The 18,019-nt window shown below is 47.0% G+C and carries 16 protein-coding genes; 4 read left to right on the top strand and 12 right to left on the bottom strand.

Translation table 11 applies throughout. The features are described from left to right. Window positions 1-22: 22 nt before the first annotated feature. From deoD to BN1938_RS18430, 10 genes are all read right to left on the bottom strand, one after another. Window positions 23-733 carry a purine-nucleoside phosphorylase gene (deoD, locus tag BN1938_RS18380; protein ID WP_050641930.1) on the bottom strand — a complete coding sequence of 237 codons (711 nt, stop codon included), beginning with the start codon at window positions 731-733 and terminating at the stop codon, window positions 23-25. Window positions 734-747: 14 nt separating this feature from the next. Beyond that, the gene (locus tag BN1938_RS18385) at window positions 748-1,731 is read right to left on the bottom strand and encodes a nucleoside hydrolase (RefSeq protein ID WP_050641931.1); all 984 of its coding nucleotides are present in this window, start codon (window positions 1,729-1,731) and stop codon (window positions 748-750) included. Between the two features lie 18 nt (window positions 1,732-1,749). Further along, window positions 1,750-2,673, bottom strand: a complete 924-nt coding sequence (locus BN1938_RS18390) for a nucleoside phosphorylase (protein ID WP_050641932.1) — start codon at window positions 2,671-2,673, stop codon at window positions 1,750-1,752. A 9-nt stretch (window positions 2,674-2,682) separates the two neighbouring features. Then, on the bottom strand, window positions 2,683-3,087 hold the full coding sequence (locus BN1938_RS18395; protein ID WP_025654545.1) for a secondary thiamine-phosphate synthase enzyme YjbQ: 405 nt from the start codon (window positions 3,085-3,087) through the stop codon (window positions 2,683-2,685). A 27-nt stretch (window positions 3,088-3,114) separates the two neighbouring features. Continuing rightward, window positions 3,115-4,245: an SIS domain-containing protein gene (locus BN1938_RS18400; protein ID WP_050641933.1), complete on the bottom strand. Its 1,131-nt coding sequence runs from the start codon at window positions 4,243-4,245 to the stop codon at window positions 3,115-3,117. Between the two features lie 2 nt (window positions 4,246-4,247). Continuing rightward, window positions 4,248-5,159, bottom strand: coding sequence for a carbohydrate kinase family protein (locus BN1938_RS18405; RefSeq protein WP_050641934.1), 912 nt, complete (start codon window positions 5,157-5,159; stop codon window positions 4,248-4,250). A gap of 48 nt (window positions 5,160-5,207) precedes the next feature. Beyond that, complete coding sequence (locus BN1938_RS18410) at window positions 5,208-7,310, bottom strand: ADP-ribosylglycohydrolase family protein (RefSeq protein ID WP_050641935.1); 2,103 nt, start codon at window positions 7,308-7,310, stop codon at window positions 5,208-5,210. 76 nt (window positions 7,311-7,386) lie between these two features. Next, on the bottom strand, window positions 7,387-8,211 hold the full coding sequence (locus tag BN1938_RS18415; RefSeq protein WP_050641936.1) for a carbohydrate ABC transporter permease: 825 nt from the start codon (window positions 8,209-8,211) through the stop codon (window positions 7,387-7,389). A gap of 15 nt (window positions 8,212-8,226) precedes the next feature. Beyond that, entirely contained in the window at window positions 8,227-9,105 is an 879-nt protein-coding gene (locus tag BN1938_RS18420) for a carbohydrate ABC transporter permease (RefSeq protein WP_082203061.1), read from the bottom strand. Window positions 9,106-9,253: 148 nt separating this feature from the next. Then, complete coding sequence (locus tag BN1938_RS18430) at window positions 9,254-10,627, bottom strand: ABC transporter substrate-binding protein (RefSeq protein ID WP_242843889.1); 1,374 nt, start codon at window positions 10,625-10,627, stop codon at window positions 9,254-9,256. Between the two features lie 390 nt (window positions 10,628-11,017). Between BN1938_RS18430 and BN1938_RS18435 the strand changes: the two genes are divergently transcribed. Further along, window positions 11,018-12,094, top strand: coding sequence for a LacI family DNA-binding transcriptional regulator (locus tag BN1938_RS18435; RefSeq protein ID WP_050641938.1), 1,077 nt, complete (start codon window positions 11,018-11,020; stop codon window positions 12,092-12,094). Between the two features lie 208 nt (window positions 12,095-12,302). Here BN1938_RS18435 and BN1938_RS18440 read toward each other — a convergent pair whose 3' ends face one another. Both BN1938_RS18440 and BN1938_RS18445 read right to left on the bottom strand, forming a co-directional pair. Then, window positions 12,303-14,285, bottom strand: coding sequence for a sodium-translocating pyrophosphatase (locus BN1938_RS18440; RefSeq protein ID WP_050641939.1), 1,983 nt, complete (start codon window positions 14,283-14,285; stop codon window positions 12,303-12,305). A 268-nt stretch (window positions 14,286-14,553) separates the two neighbouring features. Further along, window positions 14,554-15,639 (bottom strand): M24 family metallopeptidase, encoded by a 1,086-nt coding sequence (locus tag BN1938_RS18445; protein ID WP_050641940.1) that lies wholly within the window; start codon window positions 15,637-15,639, stop codon window positions 14,554-14,556. A 226-nt stretch (window positions 15,640-15,865) separates the two neighbouring features. On the opposite strand from BN1938_RS18445, the gene BN1938_RS18450 reads away from it, so the two are divergent. The 3 genes from BN1938_RS18450 to BN1938_RS23730 all read left to right on the top strand — a co-directional run bounded on the left by BN1938_RS18450 (window position 15,866) and on the right by BN1938_RS23730 (window position 17,929). Then, window positions 15,866-16,936, top strand: a complete 1,071-nt coding sequence (locus BN1938_RS18450; RefSeq protein ID WP_050641941.1) for a sensor histidine kinase — start codon at window positions 15,866-15,868, stop codon at window positions 16,934-16,936. After that, a complete protein-coding gene (locus BN1938_RS18455) occupies window positions 16,926-17,660 on the top strand; it encodes a response regulator (protein WP_050642754.1) in 735 nt (244 codons plus the stop codon). The genes BN1938_RS18450 and BN1938_RS18455 overlap by 11 nt, the downstream gene beginning before the upstream one ends. 122 nt (window positions 17,661-17,782) lie before the next feature. Beyond that, complete coding sequence (locus BN1938_RS23730; RefSeq protein ID WP_167702487.1) at window positions 17,783-17,929, top strand: hypothetical protein; 147 nt, start codon at window positions 17,783-17,785, stop codon at window positions 17,927-17,929. Window positions 17,930-18,019: the final 90 nt, after the last annotated feature.

The raw sequence follows: 18,019 nt of genomic DNA on the forward strand, positions 1-18,019 counted from the left end.
TTGAATTGGTCTTGTTATATCTCTAGTCTGTCATGGACAGCGCCATTCGAATCATGTCGTCAAAGCTTTCCTGCCGTTCCTTTGTCGAACACTGTTTGCCATTGAACATCAAATCTGCTATTGTGCACAAAGCCACCGCCTTCTTTCCTGCTTCAGCTGCATTGATATACAGCGCCGCAGACTCCATTTCCGCTGCCAGTATTCCCATACTGGTCCATTTATCATACCATTCGTCCGAATAATAAAAACCTTCCCCAGAAATGACCGGCCCCACACGAACCGGAAGCTGATGCTCTTTCCCATAGGCCGCCGCCTTTTCAATCAAAGAATAATCCGCACAGGGCGCCAGAGTCCCCGGCAGTTCAAAATGTACCGCATAGCCGTTATCCGTTGAAGCAGCCATGGCTATCACAATATCCCGCAGCTTCAGGCTTGGATGCATGCCTCCCGCTGACCCGACACGAATAATACTGTCCACGCCATAAAAATGAAACAGCTCATATGAATAAATACTCATAGAACCAGCACCCATACCGCTTGCCATCACAGAAACTTCTTTCCCTTGGTATGTCCCCGTATAACAGTAAATGTTCCGCACATCACTGACCAGCTTTGGTTCACCCAAAAACTTCTCCGCAATATATTTGGCCCGCAGCGGGTCGCCCGGCATTAATACAGTCCTGGCAATCTCACCGTATTTTGCCGCATTATGAATAGTCGGTGTCTGACTCATCGTTATGCCTCCAATTATAATTTCCCACCTAATGCTTCATAGAATGTTTCCTGATATTTCTGTCCATCAATAGCAAATACTGTCCGGACTTTCGGCAGATGTTCCCAACGGAAGTGATCTCTTCTGTCCCATATTGTCATCCCCCTGGTCAGTTGGCCGCCGCAGTCAATCGCCACATTAATTTCCCTCACATCCGTCATGATATCCGGATTCAGGAAGCAGCACATTGCCGTTGTGTCAATCGGACCGTTAATCATAATTCCCTGATCTTCAATGGAATTATTTCCGTCAATATAGTCGATAATTTCCAGAGCATATTTTGCCTGACGGTTATTCAGGCCTTTTAATTTCTCGATTGTCTCCTCTGAAATGTTCACCGCCTCCGGATTGAATGCAATGTCCAGACCTATAGATGTCAGCTTTACATCCGATTCATAGACGATTTTCGCAGCTTCCGGATCTACATAAATATTCCATTCACTCATGGGATTATCTCCGGTAGCATTGCGGAAGGCATACTCTGTAATTCCATAAGCGCCGCCAATATGATAAATCTCCTTAATCAGCGGAATAATTTCGGGTCGGCTCATAAACGCAACTGCAACATTTGTCAGACAGGATGTACAGACAAGCGTCACCTCGCCCGGATTCCCAAGCACCGTATCTATGATCATCTGCGATGGTGACTGATCTGCTGTTTTCAACTTAGGCTCCGGGAAGAAATGATTCCCCAGTCCATCTTCTCCGTGGCTGTACGGATCCTTTGGATACTCACGCAGCATTGGATGCATCATCCCCTGTGCCACCGGGATATCGCCCCGATCCATGTATTCCAGAATTTTAAGGGCATTCGCCGCTGTTTTATCTGCCGGCAGGTTGCCGCTCTCTGTTGTAATCCCCAGGAGTTCCACGTCCGGATGCGTCAGCGCCATAATAATGCACACGGAATCATCCGTACCCGGATCACAGTCAATTATAATTTTTCTTTTCTCGCTCATATCAATCCATTCCTTTCCTTATATTTTATCAATCCCCGGAAACCAGTTTTCTTTCCCGGCGGCTTCTTTCTCCCTGTCCATCTGATGAAGAATTGCGATTCCTTCCAGGGCCAGTTCTATAGAAACTTCTGTTCCTGCCCCTGCTTCAAATTTCTGACCGGAGATAAGATTGTCTGTAACATTAAAAATCGCTCCGCCTCTTCGTTCAAACAGATTACACATTGTCATAATAATAGACGATTCCCGATCCGTGTTGAGCACGCCTGCGCGATTATATGTACCCAGCTTCTGTATATTTTCCGGCTGCAGATAGCCTCCCACAGAAGGGCGCCCATTTCCGACAAAGTCACTGTCCATACACGCAGTTACACCCAGCTTATAGGGGAAACGATACTGCTCGGCTGCCTGAACCATTGCATTGATGACTTCGTAATGACAATATGCAGGAAATCCATCCGCAACATAAGCCCGTGAGGTTCCGTCCTCCCGGTAAACTCCCGTAGTGATCACACAGTCTCCGACTTTCACTTTCTCTGCCACGCCTCCGGAAGTACCCACCCTGAGAAAAGTGGAGCAATCTGTATATTCCATAAAGTCATTGATCGCCAATTCCACTTCCGGACAACCGCTGCCACCGCTGACACAGGTGATTTTTGCCCCTTTATATGTACCTGTATAGCTCAGAAACATACCGGAATTCCCAATGCATTCAGCAGCCGTAAGGCGCTCGGCCAGACGTTCGGCCGGATCCTTTCCGTAGGCCGCCAGAGGGTCACGTACCAAATAGATAAGATAATCTCCCACTTTGTCGATATCCACCTGTGTAATGGCGGGTTTGTTATCCATTACCAGGCCCGGATAGGGAACGTTTTCCCAATATTCATACCTTTCCTGCATCAGCTTGATTGACGGCTTGTTCCGAATAAGTTCACTCTTCTTCATGATATCCTCCTATTCCGACACGATCTTTATATAACACTCTCTGTTACGCGGGCCGTCAAATTCAAGAAAATAAATTCCCTGAGAATGTCCCAGCAACAGATTTCCATCTTCAATAATAAAAGACATGGAAGGACCGATCAGCGTACACTTTACATGCCCCGCAGCATCCTCCGGAGTATCATGCTGATGTTTAAAATCCACTCTGGTCGGTATCAGGCGGCGGATTTCGTCCTGAATGTCCTCGTGCCCCAGCGGATCCCAAAATGAATTCACGGTCAACGCCGCCGTTGTATGAGTAATAAACGCACACATAATCCCACTCTTTACACCGGAATTCTTCACACACTCTTTGATCTGATCTGTCAGAGATATCACTCCGTCTTTTGTTGTTCGAAACTGAATTCTATCCAGCATTTTCAAAACCTCCATCGTTTATCATTTTTAATCCAGCAATACCTTTTCTGAGACCGTGGTAGAATACACGCCTTTTTCTTCTTTCCAGATCCCCTCAAATCCCCGGCTGTAAGGTTCCTCCTTCATTGCCGCAAGATATCCGGCAATGAGAGCCGGAACCATATGCGCAGCCATAGGCTGGAACAGACAGTTCTCAGAATCCGGGGTGAGAAAACGGTATTTTGCCTGAAGGCTTTCATCATTGGTTACCAGTACAAATTCTCTTCCCATCTGGTTCAGCCTCTCTGTCAGCTCGCGGGTACGGCTCTGCGTCTCATTGCCTTTTGCCGCAAACACCATGGTCAGTGTCCGTTTTACATCTTTCACAAAATAATTCACATGAAACCAGTTCTCGCTGTCCAGATGAACAGAAGGAAGTCCCACTGCCTCATACATTTTCGCATGGGCATACCACGCAGTTCCGTAATCGGCGCCGCAGCCTATCATTTCGGTACTGGCCGCTTCTTGAAACGTCCTGGCGGTTTCCAGCGCCAGTTTGCATACTTCTTCTTTGTTATTCAAAAATTCTGCCGGCAGTCGTTTCAGTTCCCGGCGGTACGCATTCGCCTGATCCATCGTATATTTCAGGCGTACTTCGCCCATTCGGATCGCCAGAAGATAGACGATCATCTGCAGTACTGCGTAGGAGCGGATTCCCGGCGATCTTTCGAATTCCGGAATTGCGGGAACAATCACCTTTTCTGCCGCTCTTGCAAGAAGTGAATCCGCATTCGATGTAACTGCAATGGTCAGCGCCCTGTGCGCGCGCATTCTCTCTACCGCCTCAATAACACGGGCTGCCTGCCCGGAATTGCTGATTGCGATTACAAGGGGATCACAGGGAGATTCTCCCACCCATTTCATTTGATAATACCTGGACAATGTGAGGGGGTCTGCCACTTCAACAGGAATCTGAAGAAAACTTTCAAATGACCGCTTGGCGGCCAGGCAGGCGGCATAGCCATCCCCACAGCTTGTCAGAACCACCTTTTTTATAGAGTAAATCTCCGGCGTTGTCAGTATATACCGTACCTGAGGCTCTATCTCAGGATAAACTTCGTCCAGCAGATCAGGCACACTCAAAACCTGACGCAGCATGGAATTCTCAAATCCACTCATTTTCATACCTCCTCCTTACATGATGCTTTTGCCCGTGCTAATGCACGCTCTGTTATTTCTTTTGTAAAAAGCGGGGGTGTACCGTACTGCGCAATAATTTCTGCCGCAGCTGCCGCCCCCATACAGCCTGCCATCTGCGGCTCATAGCCTTCGCAGCAGGCATAAAGTACAGCACCAGAAGAACTATTTCCGCCTCCAGTCGTATCAATAACCTGAATTCCCGGTATGCTCGGACACTGATAGGTTCTTCCCCTCACAAGCATATGCGCGCCCTCAGCACCCCTTCTAAAAAATACCCAGTTTGGAGAAGCCGCAAGAAGTCTCCGCTGCGCTTCCTCTTCATCTGTTGTCCCATATAAAAGGCAGGCCTCGTGTCTGTTAATCGAAAAGACATCAATATCCTTTAAATAGGCCTCAATCACATCTATATTCTCCGGTCTGCAGGCATCTTCGGAGATTTCCCACATCAGCTTGTAGCCAAACCGAAGTTTTCCTCCGATTAAAGCATCGAGATAATCCCGCTCCACGTCTTTAAATACATAAACCCCCTTCGTATTCTGATCGCAGCAGCGAAATACTTCATCTGGCGAAGGATCAAGTGACCGAAACTCCTTCAGCCCAATATTGGGCTCATCCGTTCGGCTGCCATCCGGATAATACTGGATCACAATGGTCGGAGATATATCAGAACGCAGAACCAGTCCCTTTGTTGACACCCCATTATCCTTGTACCACTTTTCATGACGGGGCAGGTATTCCGGCCCGATTCCTCCGCATACTGCCACCTTATCCGTAAAAATCCGCACTCCTGCCAATGCGTAAAATCCCGCGCTTCCGGGCTGATTTCCAAAAACAGTACCATCAGCCAGATGTATTTCATCTGTAGAAACTGTTGTCGCAATTACATATTCCATCTTAAACCACCTTTTTCCATTTATTCTCTGCTGTAAATCGCAGAAATGCTATTTTTTTTCAAGATGAAATCCATCAATAAAAACCGCACTTTCATCCACTACATACCCCGCTGCTCCGCAGAGGTATGCACCTTCTTTGTCTTCCGCCATAATCGTCACATCACCAAAAGATGCTTCCAGCTTATTCCCGCACAGGGTGAACTTCATTGGATATTTTACAAACTGCGCGTAGTGAACACGGCCTTCGGCCAGAACAGTTTCCTTGCCATCCCTGTGTTTTATAATCTGGAACATATCCCCTCCAGATACAACTGCAGCATAATACCTTCGGTGTCCCGTGCTTCTCGCGGCCAATCCTCCCCGTTTATGCAGGCTGAACTTTAACGTGGACGAAACCGTGTAATCTGTAAAATCTCTGGTTCCAATCGTGGCAAGCCCCCCCGGTTCATCATGGCTGATACAATAAGTACAATTTAGATTCGGTGAGAAACACTTTGCGCTGGATACGAACATTTTTGCCCAAAATGGGTTGGTATCCCACATATCCCGCATCATAATCCCTTCCTGATTCAGACATAGGGGTGTATTGCTCCAGTCAATGCTTCTTATAAAAACATCGCCCCGGTAGCGTTTTATACTCGAAAATTCCAAGCCAAACCGTAGTACCGGCAGTCCGCCGTTATCCGGTATATTCCATGAGAGAACCGTTCCCTTTGAGCTTAACCGTGTCCATTCCCCATCCGTTCTCTGCAGCTGTCCATCCCGGTCTGCATACCAGATATAAGGGCGCATATCCGGCCCGTCCTCTCTCGGACAATCCGCACACACGGTTACAGTCTGTCCGGTATAGAGCGTCGGCGAAACATAGGTTTCGTAATTCCGGTATTCTTCATGTATGTCCAAAAATGTAGCCACACTGACATGAGCATTCATTCCCTCGGCCAGTATATCAAAATTCAGCCTGAGACCGTTTCCGGCTCCAATTTCATTTCCGTTGGATATCTTTGGTGCACATTTCGGGTATTCCACATACGGGCAAAGAGTAAATCCCTGCACGCTTCCGGGATACTCAAACGCAAAGCGTTCCCTTCGCTCTTCCCCTTCAATCCCCCGCACTGCCTCGGCGGCGCGTACAATTCTTTTTGTCTCTTTCACGGCATCAGACATTCCTTCACCGCCGTCAGAAGTGATGACCAGCAGCCGGTCCGCTACAGGCCCTCTAAAATCCGGTCCTGACTCAATCCCCTCAATTCCCAGACGGATTCCGTTCAGACAGCCTACATTTCCTGCATTGCAGTCTGTATCCCAGGCTGCAGATGCCCCAATCTTTACCGATTCCGCAAAATCATCACCGGCACAGAGAAGAGACGCCAGCACCATCGCATGATTAGGTACCATATGGCAAGGCCCGGGATAAATGTGGTATCCATATTTCTCATCCAGCCGTTCTCTGACTTCTCTCCAGCCTGACTCCGCTTTACAGATGTTTCTCACATCGTCAACCAGAGATCTCAATTCTTCTGATTGTATAAATCTGACGTTTTCATCGAATAGTTTTTCCAGATTTCGTTGATCGAAAGCTGCTGCTTCCATGGCCCCTAGGAATCCTGCCGCATCTACGGCAATGCCGTCATGGGACACGCTGGCACAGGCGCGTACCAGATAATCTGCATGTTCCGGATCCCCCGGACACATCATGGCATAAGCGTCCATAAAAATCTGAGCGCCGATCTGCTGGGAGAGAACCGGACCATTTTTCTCCATAGAACCACTTTCCGGCGCGGGAATGCCATTCTTCAAATGAAGATAAGCCGTATGCTCCGTAGCGTTTCCCAGACCGCCCCACCAGAGAATCGACCGGTCTTCTATAATGTAATTCAGCCAGGTATCCCCGATCTGCCTGGCAGTCAGGTACTTCGGATATCCGTTGTCCTCCATCGCCCTGAAAAACGCAAAGGTACCGGAAAGGTCGTCATCCGCCACGATCAACGGAAGATTCAGTTCTTCATGAATATAGTACGGCACATCACCAAAACGCTCTATAATACTCTGATACGGCCATCCTTCTACTGGCCGGCCCAGATATACACCGATCATCTTTCCCAGGACCCCGGCGTAAATTTGATTTTTATATTTTTCTGATAATCCCATCTCTTATCTCCTTCCTAAGCCGCAGCCCTGCCGCAGCAATACCGGAAACTATGCCTCCAAAAAGTAAACTACGCTTTTATCCTTTCACGGCTCCGCTTACCATTCCTTCCACAAACCTTTTCTGCATCAATACAAAGAACAGAATGATCGGAGCCACAATAATCACGGTCGCAGCCATGTTTGTACCGTGGTTCGCCGTATTTGTACCGTTCAGCGACATCAACGACAGCATGGCTGTAAAATTCTTCTCTCCTGTCAGGAAAGTAGAAGACACCAGAAATTCATTCCATGAGTTTAATCCTGTAATAATTCCCACCGTCACTAAACCTGGCGAAAGAAGGGGCAAAATGATATGTCTGATCACCTGCAGTGTACTGGCGCCGTCAATACGCGCAGCCTCCTCGAGCTCTTTTGGAATCGCCATAAAAAATGAACGTAAAAGAGAGATTGCCAGGGGAAGTGAAGTGGCGGACAGAATGAAGGATACCGCCACATGATTTCCAAGCCACCCCATTTTTGCATACACGCGATACAAAGGAACAAGAAACAGGTACACAGGCATTGTCATCGTAATCAGAAAATAACTATGTATGACGGTAGTGCCACGTACTTTCCGCCCGCCAATCACATAGGCTGCCAGAGAAGCAAACAGAAGTACTACGATCACCGTGCAACCGGTGTACACGATACTGTTTATAATGCTTTGGCCAAAATTCCCATCCTGCCACGCCTTCACATAATTCGCAAACCCGGCCGAAAATTTGACAGACAGCGGATTCATGATGATATCCACATGGGTCTTAAAGCTGTTCAGCAATACCATCAGCATGGGCAGCATACAAATAAAGGTGAGAAAGATCAAAATAATCATTGATAAAATGGATCTTTTTTCTTTTTTCATGTCCGATTCTCCTTCCTATGATTCGTTGCGGCTCATTCTCGCGTACATAAGCGATGCGACCAGTCCCAGCACCGACATCATCACGGCAATTGCTGCAGATTTTCCAAACTGGAACAGACTGAACGCATAGTTGTAAGTCAATGTTCCCAGCATCTCTGTCGCATGGGCCGGCCCGCCGGAAGTTAGCAGGTATACGTAATCAAACTGAAGGAAGGACTGTATTACAATCAGAACCAACATCATTTTGAAAGTAGGCAGCATGCTCGGGAAATAAATATACCGGAAAAGCTGCCAGCCATTACAGCCGTCCATCGTTGCAGCTTCCACATAATCCATTGGGGTCTGCCTAAGAGCCGAGAAAAATACGATCGCAAGATATCCCCAGTAATGCCAGATATCCGCGGCAGCCACGCCAATCAGCGCAGCGCTCGGTTTTGTAAGCGGGGACGCCATCCACGAAAGTCCAAAGGTAGTTTTCAAAAAACCAACCAGACCGGTAAGGGGACTATAGATCATGTTCAGCCAGATCAGGGCATTGGCAATTGGGGCAATCACATAGGGGAACAGGAACATCACCTGAAACAGAGCGCTCTTTTTCTTCTGCTTCAGAAGGCATACAGCCGCGATCAGGGCAATCGACACCGGAATGACCAGATACATGCCCATCCATTTACAGTTATTACCCAAAGCCTTAATAAAAACATCGTTACCAAGTAATTCCTTATAATTCTGAAGACCAATAAAAGTCATATCTTTTGATACGCCGTTCCAGTCCGTAAAGGAGGAAATAATCGTCGTAACAGACGGTATCAGAATTACGCAAGTGCTTAGAAGAATCGCCGGAGCCATCAGCAGATAATATTGGGTTTTTTGCTTTACTCGTTCAAATGACATCTAAACGCCACCTCTTTCTCTATTCCAGATATAAAAATGGCGGCAGCCTTTCATTTGCGGCCGCCGCCACAGGATTCAACATTCCTCTTCCAGCCAAAAGTGCACAGCAGCTTCATCTGCTTCCTTTGCCGCGCAAATATGCCGTATTTTACTTTCCTGCAGGTGCAGGGCAGATTGGATAAGATCCCGCGTCAAAATCTTTCTGGAACGCATCGTCGATTTCTTTCATGAATGTCTCTGCATCTTTATCACCCAGCCAGACGGAATCTACTTTATACATCAAGTCAAATGCCTCTGCCGGCATATAGGAAGAATTATAATAACCAAAGTTCCCCTCATCGATTGCAGCGCATGCTTCGGTAATCCCCTGCATGAACATCAACGGAAGACCGCTGAACTGTCCCATATCGATCTCGTTTAATGTGGTCAGCGGTACTGCCCAGTATCCCGGCCAGTCCTTTGCCATCTTAGCTACAAAATCATTTGTCATCATCATATCCAGGAATTCTGCACACTCATCTTTATACTCCGTCTGTTCATTGATTGCCAGAAGCCCGGTAGCCCCTACCGTGTAGATAGCTGGTGAGTCCGCACTCGTTGCCGGGAATGCGGTGAATCCGAACGTATCTTTGTCAGCGTAGGACATCAGGTTCTGGATGAACTTCATAGGTCCAAAGTAGAACGGGGCCCTTCCCTCAGCGAGGAGTGCTGCGGAGTCTGCCCAGTCAAGTGACAGGTAATCCGTTCCCAGATATCCTTTTTGATACCATTCTGCTGAAGTTTTAATTGCATCTGTCAGGGAAGCGTCTGTCCATGGCAGTTCATCTGTCAGAGCCGCATATACGTTGTCAGCGCCCCCAAAAGAGTTCAGGAACAGAGAGGTATAGTCTTCATTCGTTGGCTGCCAGCCCTTGCTTCCTGTAACGGATCCATACATGCCTTTTTCCATAGCCTCATCCATAATCTTGGTCAGCTCATTTATGGTTTTCGGAACCTCCCAGTTATTTTCTTTCAGCACTTCCTTGTTATAAACCATACCAATTACATTCATACCCATTGGCAGAGAATAAAGGGAGCCTTCATACATACCGGAATCATACATACATCCCAGGACCTTATCCTTCCATCCGTATTTCTCAGCATATTCATCAAGGTTGGCATATTTTCCTGCCTGAATATAGGTCAGGGCAAGTGACGGAGATGATTCGTATACGACATCCGGCCCTTCGTCAGCTGACAGAGCGACTGCCATATCCTTGTTTACAGAAGAACGATACTCTACTGTCATATGGAAACCGGGATGCGCCTCATTAAACTTGTCCACCAAATGTTTGGACATTGCTTCCTGCTGCTCGGAAGTTGCGCCCCAGAACCACATAGATAATTCCACGGTATCGTCATCTGATTCACTCTTACTTTCTTTCGCATCATCAGAACCTGTTCCGCCGCTTCCGCCACAGGCTGTCAGCATACTGAAACACATTGCCAGTACTAACAAGATACTCAACACTTTTTTCTTCATTTTACAATCTCCCTTCTTTTTTGGTAAAACGTTTTCGCTAACTGGTATATTGCAGCTTTATGCTTATAAATTATCACTCCTCGTTATTTTTGTCAATATAATCATAACATTGCATTTCTTTTTTGGTAGTTTTCCATAAATCAAGAGCATGTTTTTTGTTTATGATTCTGCGAAATTATTTTCCTACTTTCCTTATACCCCTTAGTTAAATCGTTTTATCAAGTATTTTTTCAATTTTTTCTAATAGCAATTGCGGATTTTCAATTTCTCTGCTATAATTTATTCCATAATACAGCGGAGTGGAGTGAGTAAGTCCACTTCTGTTCCCCCTTACCTCAATCTTTGAAGGGGAATACCATAAATATCAGTTTATTTGAAGGAGGCCCCGCTTTGACTTGTACGATTCGTGACATTGCCCAGGCTGCCGGCGTATCCGCTTCCACTGTTTCACTCGTTTTACGCGGCAAAGAAAACCGCATTTCCGAAGAAACAAAACTGCGGGTTCGTCAGATTGCCAAGCAAATGAATTATGTTCCCAACCAGGTTGCTGTCTCACTGGTTACGAAAAAAACCCATACCATTGGATTGATCTATGCCGACATGCTTAACCCCTTTTACTCGGAGCTGGCCGTTGGAGTAGAACGTAATGCGCAGCTTCACAATTACAGTCTGCTGATCTGCAACTGTGATGAACAGGTGGAGCGCTGTATCCATAGTATAGATTTGCTGGAAAGCCGCTGTATCGACGGCTTTATTCTTCAGCCCCCGGAAACGATCAACGCCAGCCCCAAACAGCTGCATGCACTGCAGGAGAAATTAAATACCTGCCGTACTCCCTATGTGATTCTGGATCGTGCGATTCATAACGTATTTCATGATTATGTCTCTGCCGACCATCAGCTGGGAGGATATCTGGCTACAGATTATCTGATTCGGCTTGGACATACCCGGATCGGTTGTATTACGGGTTCCCTCTCTGACTACGGCTCCAAACGCCGTCTGGCCGGATATCAGGAGGTTCTCTCAAAACACGGGATCTCTTATGACCCGTCTCTGATATACGAGGGATTATACCTGATTGAGACAGGTTACCGCGGCGCCATGGAACTGTTTAAAAAAGATATCACTGCCATTTTCGCCTTCAGCGATCAGATTGCGATCGGTGTGCAGCGCGCCGCTTCGGAATGCGGAATTTCCATCCCGGCAGACCTTTCTCTGGTAGGTTACGATGACAGCACAATTTCTCACCTTTGCGCCGTTCCTCTCACCACGATCCGTCAACCAATTGAACTGCTCGGACGCCGTGCATGCGAACTTTTAATTGACCGGATCGAAGAACCTGACCGGGCTCATCAGGATTATTTATATCCGCCTGTGCTGATTCAGAGGAGCAGTTGCTCCCTGCCCCGGCATAATACTACTTTGCTTCATGAGGGCAGAAATGTACCCCCAAAGGATACCCCGTAACTCATGCCCTGCGGAGGAACCGCAATGGCTGCGAAATAAGATTTTTCCAAGATTTTTTATAAAAGTAAAAAGGGCCCTGCTCTATCCACAATATGTTCTCTTTCCAGGCAGAAAAGTATAATGATAGTAACTTGCCTGTTAATGAAGAGAGCATATCTGATAGAACAGTGCCCTTTTAAATATTATAATTATAAAAAATCATTAATCCTTACAAGAGCCCTCCTACAGAGAGGAACAGCGGGGCAAATACAAGCGCAACGATCGTCATAAGTTTTATCAAAATATTGATTGACGGTCCTGAAGTATCTTTAAACGGATCCCCGACCGTGTCGCCTACTACGGCTGCCTTATGGGCTTCACTGCCCTTCCCGCCATGGTGGCCTTCTTCTATGTATTTCTTCGCGTTATCCCAGGCTCCGCCTGAATTGGCCATAAATATCGCCATCAGTACGCCTGTTACCAGCGCTCCTGCGAGGAGTCCGCCCAGTGCATCGGTGCCCAATACGATTCCAACCACAACCGGCACTGCAACTGCCATCACACCCGGCAGAAGCATCTCCCGAAGGGCCGCTTTTGTAGAGATCGCAACACAAGAGGTATAATCCGGTTTATCTGTCCCCTTCATAATACCCGGTTTCTCGCGGAACTGCCGCCTTACTTCTTCAATCATCTTATAAGCGGCTTTTGACACGGAGTCCATGGTTAATGCGGAGAATAAGAATGTCAGCATCCCGCCAATGAAAAGCCCGATGATGACCTTATAATCCAGCAGGTTGATAGACTGCAGCTTGACAGCCTCAGCATAGGACACAAACAGGGCCAGCGCAGTCAGTGCAGCTGAACCGATTGCAAAACCTTTCCCCATGGCTGCAGTTGTATTTCCCACAGAATCCAGCTTATCGGTAATCTCACGTACGGATTCATCCAGTCCGGACATCTCTGCAATACCGCCTGCGTTGTCCGCAATCGGGCCATATGCATCTACCGCCACCGTAATACCGGTTGTAGAAAGCATACCTACTGCCGCAAGTGCGATTCCATACAAACCGTTCGCCTTATACGACACAAAGATACCTGCACAAATCAGAAGGAGCGGAAATGCAGTAGACTGCATGCCGACTGCGATACCACTGATAATTGTGGTTGCCGGACCTGTCTCTGACTGGTTGCCAATCTTTTGAACCGGTTTATAATCTGATGATGTATAATACTCTGTTACACTTCCTATGATTACTCCCACAACAAGGCCTGCGATTACCGCAATGGCCGCCTGGAAACCGTCAAATAACACTTTACTAAGTACAACGGATGCAATAATGACAAGAATCGCAGAAACGTAGCTGCCTCTTGTCAGAGCCTTCTGAGGGCTGGACTTTTCATCTCCTCTTACGAAAAATGTACCGATGATCGATGCCAGCAGACCACAGGCCGCTATTACAAGCGGAAATACCACTCCGGATACTGCTGCCCCGACAGCGCCAAGAGTCAGTGCCGATACAAGGGAACCTACATAAGATTCAAAAAGGTCCGCTCCCATGCCTGCCACATCCCCTACATTATCGCCTACATTATCCGCAATTACTGCCGGATTACGCGGGTCATCCTCCGGGATCCCTGCCTCTACCTTTCCAACCAGGTCCGCTCCCACGTCGGCCGCCTTGGTATAGATACCTCCGCCCACACGGGCAAACAGCGCGATGGACGAAGCTCCAAGGCTGAACCCTGACAGGATGTCTACATTGCGGGTGATGATATAAACCAGGCTCACTCCCAGTGCACCAAGCCCCGCAACACACATTCCCATAACTGCTCCGCCGGAAAATGCAATGGACAATGCCTTATTCATGCCGCTCTCTTTTGCCGCATTTGCCGTCCTGACATTTGCCTTCGTCGCCACATTCATGCCAAAATAACCGGCAAGCGTTGAAAATAGAGCGCCCACCACAAAGCATACTGCTGTAACCCAGTTGCCGATGCCCACACCGATCAGTATGAATAGCACCGCAACGAAAATAACCAGAATTTTATATTCTGATTTCAGGAAAGCCTGTGCGCCTTCACTAATTGCGCCGGCAATTTCCTTCATTTTGTCGTTCCCGGCATCTGCTCTGCTTACTTTTACCGCCAGATATGCGGCAAACAGCAGTGTCAGCACTCCAACTGCCGGAACCAAATACAATAACCTTTCCATAATAACCTCCTAAAAACCAATCCCTTTTAACATATTCCCGGCCTATAAATGATTCAGCACCTCCTTCTTTACCGGGTCTGTTGATCTCATTCTAGCAAAGAATGCAGGAATTAACAATGTATTTTGCAGAAATTGTATTGTATTTGGGAAATTTATTCAATTGGAAGAACTTTATGCACTCCGCATTCCGCCCTCCGTCAATTATCAGAATATCTAAAAGAGGGCGGACGGCGGAGCATTGTGGATCTGTTGAGTTATGCCCCGGTTCCTACTCTTCCGGAACAATGATAAGATCTTTTGGAAAGTGGTTGAGTACTTCGCATCCGTCTTCCGTGATGAGCACAATGTCTTCGATACGGACGCCGATCCCCTCATCCGGCAGATAAATTCCAGGCTCTACCGAGAAGCACTGTCCTGGTTTGATGATGTCTTCATTGACGGAAGATACATCGCCGAATTCGTGGTCTTCCAGGCCAATGGAGTGGCCTGTCCTGTGTGTGAAGTATGGGCCGAATCCTTTTTCCGTGATATAATCACGGCATGCAGCATCTACATCACACATTCTGTTCCCCGGCCTGGCGGCCTCGATTCCTCTTCTGTTGGCCTCTGCGACAATGTCATAGATCTCTTTTGCCCGGTCAGATACTTCTCCTATGAATACAGTTCTTGTCAGGTCCGATGCATAGTTGTTTTTAAATGCGCCTATATCCAGAATTACACAGTCTCCACGCTTTCCTCTGGAGTCATCTGTTACATGATGCGGATCGGCTGCGCCCTTAGCATACGCTGTGATCGGTTCGAAGGATACGCCCTCGCATCCAAGTTCCTTGTATATCTCGCGGATCTTGGCGCTCAGTTCCCTTTCTGTGAGTCCTTTTCCAACCCATGGGATCAGCTTTTCTACCGCAGCATCATTCAATCTGGACGATTCCCGCATCAGCTCCTGTTCTTTTTCATCTTTGATCATTCTGATATAGTCAACAATCATGGAACCGTTCACAAAACGGCTGCCAGCCTCCAATTCCTGTAATCTGAGCAGGAATTTCGCCGGCCAGATTTTATCGATGCCAATTGTTTTATCTTTCTCCACATACTGTGACAGAATCTCAACACCATCCTGTATGTCGTTATACCAGACCAGATCAACCCCAAGATCTTTCTCCTGCGGGAACAGCTCATTGATTACCAGCTTGTGGTTCCCATTCACATTCAGATACAGCGCTAATAATCTTTCTCCCGGAACAATCATCTTTCCCGTCAGCCAGAAAATGGTGAGCGGATCCGCAATGATCATCTGCGGAACGCTTTTTTCTTCCATTGCCCCCAGTATTCTATTTAATTTACTTGTGTCCATTCATAAAACCTCCTTTTTTCTGCATATTTTATGCTTTCTTATAAACATACCTCTGTCATTGTAAGGCTATTCATATGGCATGTCAATAAATCCCCGATGGTACATATTTCCTGCTTCTGTGGGGTGTTTCTCCCTGCTGCAGATCTGGTTTTTACATGGTCTTATTAATTTAATGTGGATTTTTTTTAGGTTTATGATATGCTTGATAATGAGGTGATTATTATTGATGAAAAAAATACTTAGAAATCTGGGGGCTACTCTTCTGTTTCTCGCAATCTCGAGTGTTTTATCCTTTTTATTTTTCCATTTGGGAAATAAAAGTTCCGCAAATATTGCTTTATTCTACATTCTAGCACTCATTCTGATTGCGCTTAACACGGACGGCTACATTTATGGAATCTGTGCTTCGGTCTTCTGCGTTGCAGCGGTAAATGTATTTTTTACCTATCCTTTTTTCCGGATGGATTTTACCCTGGACGGCTACCCGATCACATTTCTGGGCATGCTGGCAGTCAGTATTATCACCAGTACCACTACCACCCGTATAAAAAAACAGAAGGTAATACTGGACGAAAAGGAACGTAAACTGGCAGAGACAGAAAAAGAAAGAATCCGTGCCAACCTGCTGCGTGCGGTTTCCCATGACCTGCGCACACCGCTTACGACCATCATCGGCTCTTCCGCCTCTTGTTTGGAGGATTATGACGACCTTACAGATCAAGAAAAGAGGGAACTGATACACAATATCCATGAGGATGCAGGCTGGCTTTTAAACATGGTCGAAAATCTGCTGACCGTCACCCGGATTCAGGATGATTCCGGAAAAGTGAAGAAGTCGCCTGAAGTCGTGGAGGAGGTCATTTCCGAGGCAATTACGAGAACCCGGAAGCGCAATCCTAAGATAAAGATTTGTGTAAATATGCCGGAAGATTTTCTTATAGTTCCCATGGATGCAACTCTGATCGAACAGGTGCTGATTAACCTGATGGAAAACGCCTGCGTCCATTCACATACTGAAAAACCATTAGAGCTGACCGTAACTAACGAGCGTGATTATGTCAGCTTTAAAATCCGGGATTACGGCATCGGACTGGATGAAATGCAGCTCCCTTATATCTTTGAGGGAAAATACACCCGCAGTGCGGCCGACAGCTACAGAGGCGTCGGAATCGGCCTGTCAATCTGCAAGACTATCATTACTGCACACAGCGGCACGATTACTGCCGCTAACCATGAAAATGGGGCTGAATTTACTTTTACACTGCCAAAGGAGAGGGATCATGAATATGACGCATAAAGTTACAGTTCTGATAATTGAAGATGAAAAGAAAATCCTGACATTTGTAAGTAAAATATTGAAAAAACACGATTACAAGGTCTTATGCGCAGACACCGGCAAAGAGGGGCTCAGTCTGATCGGCTCTCAATGTCCGGACATTATCCTGCTGGATCTCGGCCTGCCTGATCTTGACGGATGTTCGATTATTCAGGAAGTGCGGGCCTGGTCCAGCATACCGATCATCGTAATCTCCGCCCGCTCAGCAGAAAAGGAAAAAGTGGCCGCTCTGGATCTGGGCGCGGATGATTACATCACAAAACCATTTGGCACCTCAGAGCTCCTGGCCCGCATCCGGGCATCCCTGCGCCACAGCAACAGGCTGTATACGGATAGTTCTCTGTACATACGCCCCTACCAGTGCGGCAGTATGCTGCTGGACTTCTCCAAGCGCATTCTTACCATTGACGGGAAAGCGGTACATCTGACGCCTATCGAGTATAAAATAGTAGCCTACCTGGCACAGAACTCCGGTAAAGTCATAACTTATGCCTCGATTCTGTCAAATGTATGGGGGCCCTATGCAGACAGTGATAATAAAATCCTGCGCGTAAACATGGCAAATATCCGCAGAAAAATAGAAAACGATCCCGCGCAGCCGCAGTATATTTATACAGAAGTAGGGGTTGGGTACCGCATGAAAGAAGACGAATTTGACAGCAATTCCCAGCCTTCTTCCGTGTAATCCGCAGTCCGTTTCCCCGTTAAAGTACCGCTAAGAAAACGCCCAAACTCTTTTGGTATACTGCCTTTTCCTTTACAATAAGTCATAAAATGATCAGGAAAAGGAAAGGGAGAGATAAGGCTATGGAAAATATAGGAATGACTATCTTAATGGTAGTGGGAGGCGCTGTGGGCATCTTTTCATCACTTTATATTGCCGTCAGTTTTCCGGCGCTCATTATATGGAAAATATACCGCAAAATACGCTACGGGTATAAGCTGGTGGATTAATTGGCGGATGATCATAAAGACGGACGCCCAAAAGAGAAGGACAACTTGAAGGGGCCGTCGGGAAATGATTGATTCATACTATATATTGCT

Source organism: Eubacterium sp. SB2 (assembly GCF_001244405.1).
Taxonomy (GTDB): domain Bacteria; phylum Bacillota; class Clostridia; order Lachnospirales; family Lachnospiraceae; genus Faecalicatena; species Faecalicatena contortus_B.